Source organism: Arthrobacter sp. YD4 (assembly GCF_030410515.1).
Classification (GTDB): domain Bacteria; phylum Actinomycetota; class Actinomycetes; order Actinomycetales; family Micrococcaceae; genus Arthrobacter.
This window is the reverse complement of record NZ_JAUHHD010000002.1, coordinates 295,333-308,728: the sequence shown is the minus strand read 5'-3', so window position 1 is coordinate 308,728 and position 13,396 is coordinate 295,333. Positions and strand designations below refer to the sequence as shown.

Sequence of the window (13,396 nt, the reverse complement as noted above, 5' to 3'; positions counted from 1 at the left end):
AGGAAAGCCTCTTGGCAGACCAGCTGAGCGATGACGAACTGTCAGCCGCCTTGGCTGGCGACCCGTCAGGATTCAGCGCCGTTTACACCGTGATGTCCCCGGCAGTGCTGGGCTACTTCCGGGCCAAGGGCGTCGACGACGCCGAGGCCCTCACCCAGGATGTGTTCGTGGACATCCTGCCTCGGCTCGGCGGCGTCACCGGCGGCCACAAGGGGCTGCGGACGTTCATTTTTTCCGTGGCGCACGCCCGGCTGGTGGACCACTACCGCCGCTCGGAGCGGGCCCCGCACTACACCCCTTACGACCCCCTGACGGATGACCGGCACACGGTCTCCGCGGAGGACGAGGCACTCGGATCGCTCGGGGGCCTGACCCACACACTCTCCCTGCTCAACGAGGAGCAACGGGAAGTCCTGGTCCTGCGGATCGTCGCGGACCTCGCCATCGACGAGGTGGCCAGCATCATGGGCAAGAGCCCGGGTGCCATCAAACAGCTTCAGCGGCGCGGGCTTAGTGCCCTGCGCGAACTGGTAACAGAAAAGGACCACGCAGCATCATGACCGGCACCCGCAAACCCCAGCAGGATGGCAGCATCCAGGCGGTGCTCCGTGATGCCGGCTTGGAATCCGCCGCCGAACTCCGCGGCGCCCTGGAAAACCTCCAGGCCCTGGTCCCGGACCAGGCCCCCGCACCGCGGGCCGACCTCGCGGCGCTGCTCGCCGTCGGCGCCCCCGCGGTAGCCGGCGCCGGTGCCTCTTCCGAAGAATCCGCCTCCTCCGTCGAGGAGCCCCCGCTCCCCGCGGGCGTTGCCAGCCTGGCGGCACACCGCCGCAGCCGGGGAAACCGGCGCCGGATGGCTTTGGTGGGCGGCGCCGTCGTCGGTGCCATGACCCTCGGTGCGGGTGCCGTGGCTGCCGCCAGTCAGGACTTCCGCGACAGCGTCGGCCACACCGTGGGCAGTATTTTCCAGCCCGCCGGCAATGCCCCGGCCCCCGCTCCGTCCTCGGTCCGCCCGTCGCCGTCGGACCTGCCGGCGCTTCCGGCACCGGCCCCCGCGCCGGCCGGCACGGTGACGGCACCGACCCTTCAGGCAACGGCCCCGGGCGCGGTCCCCGAACCGGTCCGGCCCAGCACTTCGGCCACGCAGCCGGGCCTCGGCCGCGACGTCGGCCGGACCGGCGTGCTGCCGACCCCGCCGCAGCGGCCGGTTACCCCCGTGGTCCCCGGCGCCGACGGCCGGGGCATCCCGGTCAGCCCGCTGCCCACCGTCCCGGCCATCCCCGAGGTTCCGGACGGGACGGGGCAGCGCTGATCCCGGCTTAGGCCAGGACCTGCCGCTTCGAGGAGATGACTCCGGTGTCGAAGCCGGCCAGATGCAGGCCGCCGTGGAAGCGCGCGTGCTCGATCTTCACGCACCGGTCCATCACCACGTTCAGCCCGGCCGCCTCGGCCTCCTTGGCCACGTCTTCGTGCCAGGACCCTAACTGCAGCCAGAGCGTCTTGGCGCCCGCGGCGATAGCCTCGTCCAGCACCCCCGGCAGGTCATCGTGCTTGCGGAACACATCCACAATGTCCGGGCTCTCCGGCAGATCCGCCAGCGACGCGTAGCTCGGCTGGCCCAGGATCTCCTTCACCACCGGGTTCACGAAGTAGACCTTGTACCGGGTGGAGGACTGCAGGTACGTCGCCACGAAGTAGCTGGCCCGGGACGGCTTGTCCGAGGCGCCCACAATCGCGATGGACTTCGCCTGCCGGAGCAGGTTCAGCCGCTCCGGCGCGGACGGTCCGGTCCAGGTGCGGGTTTCTTCAGTCATCAGTTCGCTCCAATCGTGCACGCTTCGGCGGGCAGTTCTTCCGAGGCAGCGGATGCACCGTCGGCCGGGGCCTCGGACGCCGCGGCCAGGGCCTGGTCCAGGTCCCAGAGGATGTCCTCGATGTCTTCCAGGCCCACCGAGATCCGGATCAGGTCCTCCGGTACGCCCGCGGATTCGAGCTGCTCCGGGCTGAGCTGCTGGTGGGTGGTGGAGCCCGGGTGGATGACAAGGGTCCGGGAGTCGCCCACGTTGGCCAGGTGCGAGGCCAGTTGCAGGGACTCGATGAACTTCTGCCCCGCGGCGCGGCCGCCCTTGACGCCGAAGGAAAACACGGACCCCGGGCCCAGTGGCAGGTAGGTGCGGGCACGTTCGAAGTGCGGGTGCGAGGGCAGGCCGGAGTAGTTCACGTACGCCACCCGCTCGTCGGCTTCGAGCCATTCGGCCACGGCCTGGGCGTTCTTGAGGTGCTCGTCCAGCCGCTGCGGGAGCGTCTCGATGCCCTGCAGCAGCTGGAATGCGGACTGCGGGGAGAGCGCGGGCCCGATGTCGCGCAGCTGCTCGCAGCGCAGCTTGGTGAGGAACCCGTATTCGCCGAAGTTCCCCCACCAGGAGACGTTGCCGTAGGAGGCCACCGGCTCGGTCATGGTGGGGAACTTGCCGTTGCCCCAGTTGAAGCGGCCGCTTTCGACGACGACGCCGCCCAGGGTGGTGCCGTGGCCGCCGAGGAACTTGGTGGCGGAGTGGATCACGATGTCCGCGCCGTGCTCGATCGGCCGCACCAGGTACGGGGTGCTCAGGGTGGCGTCGACGACGAGTGGAATGCCGGCGTCGTGCGCCACCTTCGCCAGCCCGGCCAGGTCCTGGACCTCGGAGGAGGGGTTGGCAACGACCTCGACGAAGATCGCCTTGGTGTTCTCCCGGATGGCCGCGGCGTAGTCCGCCGGGTCCGTGCCGGGGACGAAGGTGGTGTCCACGCCGAAGCGGCGGAGCGTGACGTCCAGCTGGGTCACGGTGCCGCCGTAGAGCTGGGAGGAGGCCACGAGGTGGTCCCCGGCCTGGGTGAGCGCGGCGAAGGTGACGAACTCCGCGGCCATGCCCGAGGACGTGGCGACGGCGCCGATGCCGCCCTCCAGGGAGGCGACGCGCTCCTCGAACGCGGCCACCGTGGGGTTGCCGATCCGGGAGTAGATGTTGCCGTACTTCTGCAGCGCGAAGAGGTTGGCCGCGTCCTGGGTGTCCTTGAAGACAAAGGACGTGGTCTGGTAGATCGGCACGGCCCGGGCGCCGTGTTCGGCGTCGGGAGTGCCGCCGGCGTGCAGGGCGCGGGTGCGGAATCCGAAGGTACGGTCGGCCATTACGCGTTCACCTCAATCTTGGTGGCAGGGGTGGAAAGTTCGGTGCCGTGCTTGCGGGCCAGGTCGGCCTCGAGCTCGCGCACGATCGGCAGGATGTCCTTGCCGAACGCGGCCACCTCCTCCTGGAAGTGTAGGTAGCAGGTCAGGAGCAGGTTCACCCCGATCTTCTTGTATTCAACGATCCGTTCCGCGATCTGTTCGGGGGTGCCGATCAGCTGGGTCTTGAAGCCGTCGTTGTACTGGATCAGGTCCTCGAAGCTGGAGTCCGCCCACATGCCCTTGCCGTCCCTGGTGGACGCCCCGGCCTCCTGAACGGCGTCGCGGAAACCCTCGACGGCGGGCTTGTGCGCCTTGGCGACGATCTCGCGGAGGGTCTCGCGGGCCTCCTTTTCGGAATCCCGGGCGATCACGAAGCCGTTCAGTCCGAACTTCGGGAAATCGAGGGCGCCGTCGGTCCCGCGCCTGGCTTCGCCGGCCGCGGCGACGACGCCGGCGATGTTCTCCTTGAAGCCTTCCAGGTCCTTGCCGTTGGAGAAGTACCAGTCCGCCACGCGGCCGGCCGTGGCCTGTGCCGCGGTGGAGTTGCCGCCGAAGAAGATTTCCGGGTGCGCGCGGCCGGGGACGTCCACGGGGGCGGGCTGCAGGGTGAAGTCGGTGATGTTGTAGTACTTGCCGGCCTGGCTGAAGTTCTTCTCGGTCAGCAGGCCGCGGAGCACCCGGATGAACTCCTCGGTGCGGACGTAGCGCTCGTCGTGCTCCAGCCACTCGAGGCCGAAGTTTTCGAACTCGGCCTTGAGCCAGCCGGAGACGATGTTCACGGCGGCGCGGCCGTTGGAGATGTGGTCCGCGGTGATCAGGTACTTCGCCAGCACGCCCGGGTGCCACATGCCGGGGTGGACGGCGGCGATCACCTTCAGTCGCTCGGTCGCGGCCAGCAGGCCCAAGCTGAACGAGGTGGCCTCGTGCTGCTTGTCCGCGCCGTAGGAGGCGGCGTAGCGGGTCTGGGTCAGGGCGTACTCGAAACCGGAATCCTCGGCGATGCGGGCAAGCTTCTTGTTGTAGTCGAAGTCCCAGCCGGTGCGCTGTTCGATGGTGGAGACCACCAGGCCGCCGGAGACGTTGGGGACCCAATAGGCGAACTTGAGCGGTTCGGAGAGACGGGCGACGGTGCTGTTCTCGGTCATGGTGTTCCTTACTTCCGGGTTGGTTCTGTGCTGCGTTCGCGGAGGGCCTGCTGGATGCCGGCGATCGAGGGTTCGTTCTGCAGCGACGTCGTGTCGCCGAGTTCGGTGCCCTCGAACAGCTGGGTCAGGAGCCGCCGCATGATCTTGCCGCTGCGGGTCTTCGGCACGTCCGGGACCACGACGACGTCGCGCGGCTTCGCGATCGGCCCGATCGCCTTCGCGACGTGGTTGCGCAGTTCCTCGGTGGACGGGGCCCGGCCGGCGTCGCCGCCCTTGGGGACGACGAACGCGACCACCGCGTGGCCGGTTTTGGGGTCGGGGACCGGGCAGACGCCGGCCTCCACCACGTCCGGGTGCGAGACCAGTGCCGATTCGATCTCGATGGTGGAGAGCAGGTGCCCGGAGACGTTGAGGGTGTCATCCACCCTGCCCAGGATCCAGATGTCGCCGTCGTCGTCGTATTTGGCGCCGTCGCCGGCGAGGAACCAGCCCTGTTCCGCGTACTGGCGCCAGTAGGAGTCGTAGTAGCGCCGCGGGTTGCCCCAGACGGTGCGGGCGATCGCCGGGCCGGGGGCGTCCACCACGATGAAGCCCTGCACCCCGGGCGGGACCGGGGCCCCGGCCTCGTCCACGATCCGGGCGCCGACGCCGGGCAGCGGCCGGGCGGCGCAACCGGGCTTGAACGCGGTGTCGGTCGGGGCGGGGGAGAGGATGGTGGCGCCGGTCTCGGACTGCCACCAGGTATCCACCACCGGCGCGGTGCCGGCTCCCACGTTGTCCCGGAACCAGCGCCAGGCCTCCGGGTTCACGGCCTCGCCCACGGTGCCGAGCAGCCGGATGGAGGACAGGTCGAACGAGGCGGGGATGCCATCCGGGAACCAGCCCATCAGCGAGCGCACCAGGGTGGGGGCGGTGTAGTACTGCGTGACGCCGTAGCGTTCGATGATCTCGAAGTGCCGGCCCGGGTGCGGGGTGTTTGGCGTGCCCTCGAAGATCACCTGCGTGGCGCCGTTGGAGAGCGGGCCGTACAGCTCGTAGGTGTGCGCGGTGACCCAGGCGAGGTCCGCGGTGCACCAGTGGACGTCCCGGTCCCGGAGCGCCGGGTCCGGGTTGCTGAAGAGGTGCTCGAAGCTCCACGACGCCTGGGTCAGGTAGCCGCCGGAGGTGTGGACCAGGCCCTTGGGCTTTCCGGTGGTGCCGGAGGTGTACATGATGAACAGCGGCGTCTCGGCGTCGAACGCCTCGGCGACGTGGACGTCGGAGGCGCGCCCGACGGCGTCGTGCCACCACACGTCCCGGCCCGGGACCATCGGGACGGTGCCCAGGTCCTCCGGCGCGGTGGTCCGGTTGACCACCAGGACGTGTTCGACGGCGTTGTCCCCGGCGACGGCGGCGTCTGCATTGGCCTTCACCGGCACCGCGGCGCCGCGGCGGAACTGCCCGTCCGTGGTGACCAGCAGCTTCGCGCCGGTGTCCTCCACCCGGAACTTCAGCGCGTCGGCGGAGAACCCGCCGAACACCAGGGAGTGGATGGCGCCGATGCGGGCCACGGCCAGGGTGATGATGACCGTTTCGGGGATCACCGGGAGGTAGATGACCACGCGGTCGCCCTTGGTGATGCCGAGGTCCAGCAGGGCGTTGGCGGCCCGGGATACCTCGCGTTGCAGGTCCGCGTAGGTGAGGGTGCGCCGGTCGCCGGGTTCGCCCTCGAAGTACAGCGCCACTGTGTCACCGCGTCCCGCCGCTACATGGCGGTCGACGCAGTTGTAGGCGACGTTGAGCTTCCCGCCCTCGAACCAGCTGATCTGCGGACCGGTTCCGGCCGCCGGGTCCGCGGGGACGCGGCGGTGCGTGGTGTGCCAGGGCAGTCCCGCACCGGCGGACCCGGCGGGTTCCCAGTCCAGGCGCAGCGCGGCCTGTTCCCAGAATGCGATGCGTTCGGCCTCGGTCAACGGAGCCTGTGTCTGTGGTGCCACGGTGCCTTGGCCCAGGGTCTGGGGGCCCGGGGTCTGTGCCGTGGTCTCTGCTGCCGTTACGCCCACCGGTTCACCGCCCATTTCTCCGCCAGGCCGAGCAGCGCGTCGGTGATCTTGCCGATCACGGCCAGCAGCACGATGGCCAGCAGCAGCCGGTCCGTGCGGCCGTTGTTCTGCGAGTCGGTCAGCAGGAAGCCCAGGCCCATCGAGGAGGCGATGAGCTCGGCGGCCACGAGGAACAGCCACGCCTGGGCCAGGGCCAGCCGCAGCCCGGAGAACACGGCGGGAACGACGGCGGGCAGCTGCACCGTGGTGAGCAGCTTGACCCCCTTGAGCCCGAAGGCGCGGGCGGCCTCCACCAGGTTCCGGTCCACATGGCGCAGGGCCAGCGAAACGGTGGTGAAGACGGGGAAGAACGCGCCGATCATGATCAGGGTGACCTTGGAATCCTCGCCGATCTTCATCCAGAGGATCAGCAGCGGCACCCAGGCCAGAGACGGGACGGCCCGCAGCGCGCCGATGGTGGGGCCCAGCAGCGCGTCCGCCACGCGGGAGAGCCCCACCAGGGAGCCGAACAGCAGGCCCAGGGCGGCGCCGGCGGCGAAGCCGATCAGCACCCGCTGGGTGGAGATGGCCACGTGCAGGCCCAGCTGCCCGCGGCGGAGCAGGTCGAGGCCGGCGTCGAGCACCATGGCCGGCGGCGGGAGCTGGACCACGCTGAAGAGTCCCGCGGCGGTGGACAGCTGCCAGGCCGCCAGCACCGCCGCGGGGACCAGCAGTCCAAGGAGCAGACGCGCCCAGCCGCGGGCCAGGAACCCGGCGGGGGACCATCCGTTCGCCGGGGTGCCGTGTCCTCCCGTGACGGGGGAGGCCGGCCGGGCGGCGTCTGCCGGAGCTGCGGGGGCGGCTGCAGCGCGCCCGTCCGCAACGGTGGTGCCGGTGAAGGGGGAATCTCCGAGGCTGGCCATCAGGAGTCCTTGATGGCGGAGGCGTCCGCCTTCTTCACCAGCGAGTCATCGAGAAGCGAGCCGACGGCGTCGTCGATCTGCTTCTGGCTCGCCACGTCCCCGGTCTCCACGAAGGTGGGGCCGATTTTCGCGAGGACCGTGCGCTGGGCTTCGCCCGGCGCCGGGTTGACGTTGAGGTTGCTGCGCTGCAGGACGACGGTCTTGGCCACGGCCAGGTCCAGGCCGGCGGCCTCGGCCAGGATCTGGGCGGTCTCGTCCGGGTTCGCGGCCGCCCAGGCGCGGGCCTTCTCGTAGGCGTTCACCACGGTCTGCGCCTGCTGCGGCCGGTCCTTGAGGAAGGACTCGGTGGCGTTGAGGAAGCCGTAGGTGTTGAACGAGAGGTTCCGGTAGAAGAGCTTGGCGCCCTTCTGCTCGGCGCCGGCCATGATCGGGTCCAGCCCGGACCAGGCGTCCACGGACCCGTTCTCCAGGGCGGTGCGTCCGTCCGCGTGCTGCAGGTTCTGCACGGTGACGTCCTTGGGCGAGAGGCCGGACTCGGACAGCGCCTGCAGCAGGAAGAAGTACGGGTCCGTGCCCTTGGTGGCCGCGACCGACTTGCCCTTCAGGTCCGCCACCGTGCTGATGCCGGAGCCGGGCTTGGTGACCAGGGCTGCCCATTCGGGCTGGGAGAAGATGTCGATGGTCTTGATCGGGGAGCCGTTGGCCTTGGCCAGGAGCGCGGCCGAACCGGCCGTGGAGCCGACGTCCACCGCGCCGGAACGGAGTGCCTCGTTGGCCTTGTTGGAGCCGGCCGACTGGACCCACTTGACGGTGACGCCCTGGTCCTTGAGGGCGGCCTCCAGCCAGCCCTTGTTCTTGATCACCAGGCTCAGCGGGTTGTAGGTGGCGAAGTCGATGGTCAGCGTGCCGCCGCCGTTGCCGCCGGCGGCCGCGGCGGCTGCGGGCTGGCTGCCGGAACCTTCCCCGGCGACGCACCCGGTGAGGGCCAGGGCCGCAGAGGCGGCGACGGCGGCGAGGACGAAACGGCGGGACGTGGTGCGGGTGGGAGCCATGGAAGTTCCTTTTCGGGCTGTGCGAGCGATGCGAAAGAGACAGGAGAGTGATGCGGGTGGCCGCCGGCGCGGGGAGCGGGCGGCTCGGCCGGTCCGGTGCCGGGGTACCGGCGGCGCTGCCTGCCGGAAGCGGACGGACCGTTCAGGGCGTGACCGGGGCGGCGGGGCGGGGCCGTTAGTGGCCGTCGACGCCGAGGCTGGCCAGGAGCGAGGTGCGCATTCGGGCCAGTTCGGCCGAGGCGCGGTCCCGGGGCCGTCCGCCGGGGACGGTGAGGGTGCGCACGATCGTGGCGCCGGCCGGGGACGATTCGGTGTCCTCCCGGCCGAGGACGATGATGCGGTCCGCCAGCTGCAGGGCCTCGTCGACGTCGTGCGTCACCAGCAGCACCGTGGTGGGTTCGGCGCGGTGGACCTCCAGGAGCAGGTCCTGCATCTTGATCCGGGTCAGTGCGTCGAGGGCGCCGAAGGGCTCGTCGAGGAGCAGCACGCCGGGGTTCCGGGCCAGCGCCCGGGCCAGCGACGCGCGCTGGGCCATGCCGCCGGAGACCTCGCGGGGGCGGTGTTTGGCGAAGTCCTGCAGTCCCACGAGTTCCAGCAGGCGGGCCACTTTGGCCTTGCCGTCGCGGGCGCTGACGCCGGCGGGCAGGCCGATGGCGATGTTCGCCTGGAGGGTATGCCAGGGCAGCAGCCGCGGCTCCTGGAACGCGAAGGCGCAGCGGTCGTCGACGCCGCGGACCGGCTCGCCGTCGATGGCGACGCTGCCGGAGGTGGCGGCGTCGAGCCCGGCGGCGGCCCGGAGGAGGGTGGACTTGCCGCAGCCGGAGGCGCCCAGGATGGCCAGCACCTCACCGGGGACGACGTCGAAGCTGACGTCCCGGAGGACGGTGTGCGCGGCGGGGCCGGTCCCGAAGGCGCGGCCCAGGCCGCGGAAGGACACCGGAAGGGCGGGGGTGCCGGAGCCGGGCCGGGCGTCGGCCCGGGGCTGGGGCGGGTGCAGGACAGCAGTCATAGGGTTACTCCATCGGTCCTGGCAGTAGCACCCTACGGAAGCAGCCTTTGGCCCGGGTAGTCAGTCCGGACCTTTCCCTCGGCGTGCGTCCTCGTTATCGGCGGGCTCCGGGGTGGAGGTCCGTCGACCAGGGTTGCTGCGGCGTCATCGATCCAGGTCTCTCGGCCGCTCGGGATGGTCACTGTCTACTAAAACCGAACGGCGGATTTCCGCCAAATGGGCGCGTAATATTCGGAAACCTGCGGACGTGAGGTGTCTGGTCCGATCAGAAATTCGGCGCAGCGGCTGGGGCGGGTTTCCCTACTGCGGGGCCGCTGCCGGCGGACGTAGGCTGGCCGCATGAGCCACGTGAACGCTCCCGCCGTCGTCGAACGCCTCCTGCGCGCCAAGGGCCGGTGGGCCATCGTGGGCCTGAGCACCAACCAATGGCGTGCGGCCTACGACACGTCGCTGTTCATCCGCGACCGCCTGGGCATGGACATCATCCCGGTCAACCTGCCCGGCGACGACGTGCACGGGGAGGCCGGCTACCGCTCGCTGGGGGAAATCCCGGCGGAGAAACGGCCCATCGACGTCGTGGATTGCTTCGTGAACTCCGGCCGCGTCGGCGACGTGGTGGACCAGGCGATTGCCGCCGGCGCCGGCGCCGTCTGGCTGCAGCTGGGCGTCATCGACGAGGCCGCGGCCGAACGCGCCAAGGCCGCCGGGCTGGACGTCGTCATGAACGCCTGCCCGGCCAGGGAAGCGCCGCTCCTGGGCCTTTAACCGGGACTGACGGGAGCTTTACGGCGTGTGACGCGCCGCTTTCACACCGGCCGGGCGTGTGCCAGATTCGTGGGGTAACCATCCCGAGCGGCTGAGAGACCTGGCTCCGTGACGCCGCAGCAACCCCCTCGATGAGGACGGTGCTACCGCCAGGACCGATGGAGAACCACTGTTCCACGGACCCGAGAGGCCGCGCTTTGCGCTGCCCCGGCGCCGGGGGATGAGGCTTTCCTCGGGCGAGTCCCGGAGGAATCATGAACACCACAACGACGGCAGCGCCGGCCCGGATCGCGGGCGGTCCGCTGTGATCGAGATCCAGAACGTCAGCACCTCGTTCCCGTCGAAGGACGGCCGGTTCACCGCCGTCGACGACGTCACCCTCACCGTGGAGCGCGGCCGGATCCAAGGCATCATCGGGTTCTCCGGCGCCGGCAAATCCACGCTGCTGCGCAACATCAACCTGCTCGAACGCCCCACCTCGGGCCGGGTCCTGGTCGACGGCGTGGACCTGACCGCCCTGAGCGAGCCGGAACTGCGCAGCAGCCGGCACGGAATCGGCATGATCTTCCAGCACTTCAACCTGCTCAACAACCTCACCGCGCAGGAGAACGTGGAGCTTTCACTGAAGTTCGCCGGGGTGGGGCGGACCGAACGCCGGCGCCGGGCGGCCGACGCCCTGGCCGTCGTGGACCTCGCGGACAAGGCCGCCAGCTATCCTGCGAAGCTCTCCGGCGGCCAGAAACAGCGGGTGGCCATCGCCCGGGCCCTGGCCACGGAGCCGAAGGTCCTGCTCTGCGACGAACCGACGTCGGCCGTGGACCCCCGGACCACCGCCTCCGTGCTGCAGTACCTCGCGGACGTCAACGCCGAATTCGGCATCACGATCGTGGTGGTCACGCACGAAATGAACGTCATCAAGGCCATCGCGGACAACGTCGCGGTCATGGAGGACGGCCGGATCGTCGAGCAAATCGACCTGGCCGAGCTCGAACGCCCCGGCTTCCACCCCGCTACCTCGATCGGGCGGTACCTGGTCTCCGACGCCATCGAGCTGAACCGGCCCCACCGGGCAGCCGCCCCGGCCGGCCCCGCCCCGAAAGGCCTGATCCATGCTTGAGCGCATCCTATCGGTCCTGCCCGAAATCGGCGCCGCCATGGGCCAGACCCTGGCCATGCTGCTGGTCGCGATCCCGCTGGCCGTCCTGATCGGCACGCCGCTGGGCGTCTGGCTCTACACGATCGGCCCCGGCGGGCTGCGGCACCGGCCCCGCCTCCACCGGGTCCTGGACGGCCTGGTCAACCTGGTCCGGTCCTTCCCGTTCCTGATCCTGCTGATCGCCATCATCCCGGTGACCCGCTTCATCGTGGGCACCACCATCGGCACGGCCGCGGTGATCGTCCCGCTGACCATCAACGCCATCCCGTACTTCGCCCGCTTCGTGGAGCAGAACCTCAGCCAGCTCGGCAGCGGGGTGGTGGAGGCCGCCCGTTCGATGGGAGCCAGCCGGTCCCAGGTCGTCCGGGACGTGCTGCTGGTGGAGGCCCGGCCGGGACTGGTCAGCTCCATCACCATCATGACCGTCAGCTTCATCTCCTACTCGGCGATGGCCGGGCTGGTGGGCGGCGGCGGGATCGGCGACTTCGCCATCCGCTACGGCTACTACCGCTACGAAACGCCGCTGATGATCACCGCGATCATCCTGATGATCCTGCTGGTCACCCTCGTCCAGTTCGGCGGCTCCCGCCTGGCCCGCCGCCTCGACAAGCGGCTCTGACCGCGGCCCCGCCACCCCACTTCGGAAAGCAGACCCATGACTTCCCCAGCCAGCCCCCGCTTCGACGGACCCCGCCCCCGCCTGCTCCTCAGCGCGTTCGTCATGAACACCACCAGCCACATCATGGGCGGCCAATGGCGCCGCCCCGAGGCCCAGCAGCACCGCTTCAACGAACTGCAACTCTGGACCGACCTGGCACGGCAGCTGGAAGAGGCGAAATTCGACACGATCTTCTTCGCCGACGTCGTGGGCCTCTACGGCGACTACGACGGCGGCTGGGCCTCCCACCTGAGGAAGGGCCTGCAGGTGCCCTCCAACGACCCCCTGATCCTGCTTTCGGCCCTGGCCGCCGCCACCCGGGAGATCGGCCTGGCCGCCACCTCCTCCGTGATCCAGAGCCACCCCTTCCAGTTCGCCCGGCAGATGTCCACCCTTGACCACATCAGCAACGGCCGGGTGGGCTGGAACATCGTCACCAGCGTGCTGGAAAACTCGCACCGGAACTTCAACTCCACCGAGCTGACCAAGCATGACGAGCGTTACGACTGGGCGGACGAATACGTCGAGGCGGCCTACAAGCTGTGGGAGGGCTCCTGGGCGGACGACGCCCTGGTCCGGGACAAGGAGGGCGGGGTCCACGCGGACCCGGAAAAGGTCAGCAAGATCTACCACAGCGGGCCCCGCTACTCCATCGACGGCCCGCACCTCGTGGCGCCGTCGCCGCAGCGCACCCCGGTGCTCTTCCAAGCCGGCAGCTCCGGACGCGGCCAGCAGTTCTGCGCCGCCAACGCGGAGGCGACCTTCACCTTGGCGCCCAGCACCGCGATCGCGGCCGCCTACACGGCCGCCGTTCGCGAGCAGGCGGTGGCCGCCGGACGTCGTGCCGAGGACGTGAAGTTCCTCCAAGGCATGCACTTCGTAGTAGGCGGTACCGAGGCCGAGGCAGCCCGGAAAGCGGCCGAGCTGGAGGACAGCCTGGACATCGAGGCCCTGCTGGCCCACGTCGGCGGCGGATTCGGCGTCGACCTGGGCGGCCTGCCGCTGGACACCCCCCTGGGCGACATCCAGACCGAGGGCAGCCAGGGACACCTGGAAGCCATCCGGGCCTCCACCCGCGGCGGCAACCCCACGCTCCGAGACATCGCGCTGTACCGCAGCCGGGCCAACCGGGTGGTGGGAACACCGGAACAGATCGCGGACCGGCTCGAAGAATGGCAGGACGCCGGCATCGACGGGATCAACATCATCAACCAGACCATCCCGGGGTCCTACACCGATTTCATCACCGGGGTGCTGCCCGAACTGCGGGACCGCGGCCTCGCCCAGACCGACTACGCGCCGGGAACCCTGCGCGAAAAGCTCTTCGGCGACGGCCCCCGACTCAACGGCCGGCACCCCGCCGCCGCCTTCCGCGGTGCCTTCACAGCGTTCTCCGCGGCCGCCGAAAACACTCCCGCCGCCGTCGGCGTCTAACCCCCCCCCACGACAAAGGACACCC

Annotated in this window: 13 protein-coding genes and 1 riboswitch; of the genes, 6 read left to right on the top strand and 7 right to left on the bottom strand. The window is 70.1% G+C overall.

Going from position 1 to position 13,396, the window contains the following annotated elements; genetic code table 11:
- Window positions 1–11 precede the first annotated feature (11 nt).
- On the top strand, window positions 12–560 hold the full coding sequence (locus QWJ39_RS05780; RefSeq protein ID WP_290256771.1) for an RNA polymerase sigma factor: 549 nt from the start codon (window positions 12–14) through the stop codon (window positions 558–560).
- Window positions 557–1,312, top strand: a complete 756-nt coding sequence (locus QWJ39_RS05775) for a hypothetical protein (protein WP_290256770.1) — start codon at window positions 557–559, stop codon at window positions 1,310–1,312. Before QWJ39_RS05780 ends, QWJ39_RS05775 begins: the two co-directional genes overlap by 4 nt.
- A 7-nt stretch (window positions 1,313–1,319) precedes the next feature.
- On the opposite strand, the gene QWJ39_RS05770 is transcribed toward QWJ39_RS05775, so the two are convergent.
- The 7 genes from QWJ39_RS05770 to QWJ39_RS05740 form a co-directional block, all read right to left on the bottom strand.
- Window positions 1,320–1,814, bottom strand: a complete 495-nt coding sequence (locus QWJ39_RS05770) for a CoA-binding protein (protein ID WP_290256769.1) — start codon at window positions 1,812–1,814, stop codon at window positions 1,320–1,322.
- A complete protein-coding gene (locus QWJ39_RS05765) occupies window positions 1,814–3,169 on the bottom strand; it encodes an O-acetylhomoserine aminocarboxypropyltransferase/cysteine synthase family protein (protein WP_290256768.1) in 1,356 nt (451 codons plus the stop codon). The genes QWJ39_RS05770 and QWJ39_RS05765 overlap by 1 nt, the downstream gene beginning before the upstream one ends.
- Entirely contained in the window at window positions 3,169–4,353 is a 1,185-nt protein-coding gene (sfnG, locus tag QWJ39_RS05760; protein ID WP_290256767.1) for a dimethylsulfone monooxygenase SfnG, read from the bottom strand. Before sfnG ends, QWJ39_RS05765 begins: the two co-directional genes overlap by 1 nt.
- A gap of 8 nt (window positions 4,354–4,361) precedes the next feature.
- Entirely contained in the window at window positions 4,362–6,329 is a 1,968-nt protein-coding gene (gene acs, locus QWJ39_RS05755; RefSeq protein ID WP_356902891.1) for an acetate--CoA ligase, read from the bottom strand.
- A gap of 56 nt (window positions 6,330–6,385) precedes the next feature.
- Window positions 6,386–7,297, bottom strand: a complete 912-nt coding sequence (locus QWJ39_RS05750) for an ABC transporter permease (protein ID WP_290256765.1) — start codon at window positions 7,295–7,297, stop codon at window positions 6,386–6,388.
- Window positions 7,297–8,349, bottom strand: a complete 1,053-nt coding sequence (locus tag QWJ39_RS05745; RefSeq protein WP_290256764.1) for an aliphatic sulfonate ABC transporter substrate-binding protein — start codon at window positions 8,347–8,349, stop codon at window positions 7,297–7,299. The genes QWJ39_RS05750 and QWJ39_RS05745 overlap by 1 nt, the downstream gene beginning before the upstream one ends.
- 175 nt (window positions 8,350–8,524) lie before the next feature.
- Window positions 8,525–9,358, bottom strand: a complete 834-nt coding sequence (locus tag QWJ39_RS05740; RefSeq protein WP_290256763.1) for an ABC transporter ATP-binding protein — start codon at window positions 9,356–9,358, stop codon at window positions 8,525–8,527.
- Between the two features lie 339 nt (window positions 9,359–9,697).
- Here QWJ39_RS05740 and QWJ39_RS05735 point away from each other — a divergent pair, with 339 nt between their 5' ends.
- From QWJ39_RS05735 to QWJ39_RS05720, 4 genes are all read left to right on the top strand, one after another.
- A complete protein-coding gene (locus tag QWJ39_RS05735) occupies window positions 9,698–10,123 on the top strand; it encodes a CoA-binding protein (RefSeq protein ID WP_290256762.1) in 426 nt (141 codons plus the stop codon).
- Between the two features lie 75 nt (window positions 10,124–10,198).
- Window positions 10,199–10,288, top strand: a riboswitch (SAM riboswitch).
- 139 nt (window positions 10,289–10,427) lie between these two features.
- Window positions 10,428–11,240, top strand: a complete 813-nt coding sequence (locus tag QWJ39_RS05730) for an ATP-binding cassette domain-containing protein (protein WP_290256761.1) — start codon at window positions 10,428–10,430, stop codon at window positions 11,238–11,240.
- The gene (locus QWJ39_RS05725) at window positions 11,233–11,898 is read left to right on the top strand and encodes a methionine ABC transporter permease (RefSeq protein WP_290256760.1); all 666 of its coding nucleotides are present in this window, start codon (window positions 11,233–11,235) and stop codon (window positions 11,896–11,898) included. Before QWJ39_RS05730 ends, QWJ39_RS05725 begins: the two co-directional genes overlap by 8 nt.
- Window positions 11,899–11,934: 36 nt before the next feature.
- Window positions 11,935–13,371, top strand: a complete 1,437-nt coding sequence (locus QWJ39_RS05720) for an NtaA/DmoA family FMN-dependent monooxygenase (protein WP_290256759.1) — start codon at window positions 11,935–11,937, stop codon at window positions 13,369–13,371.
- Window positions 13,372–13,396: the final 25 nt, after the last annotated feature.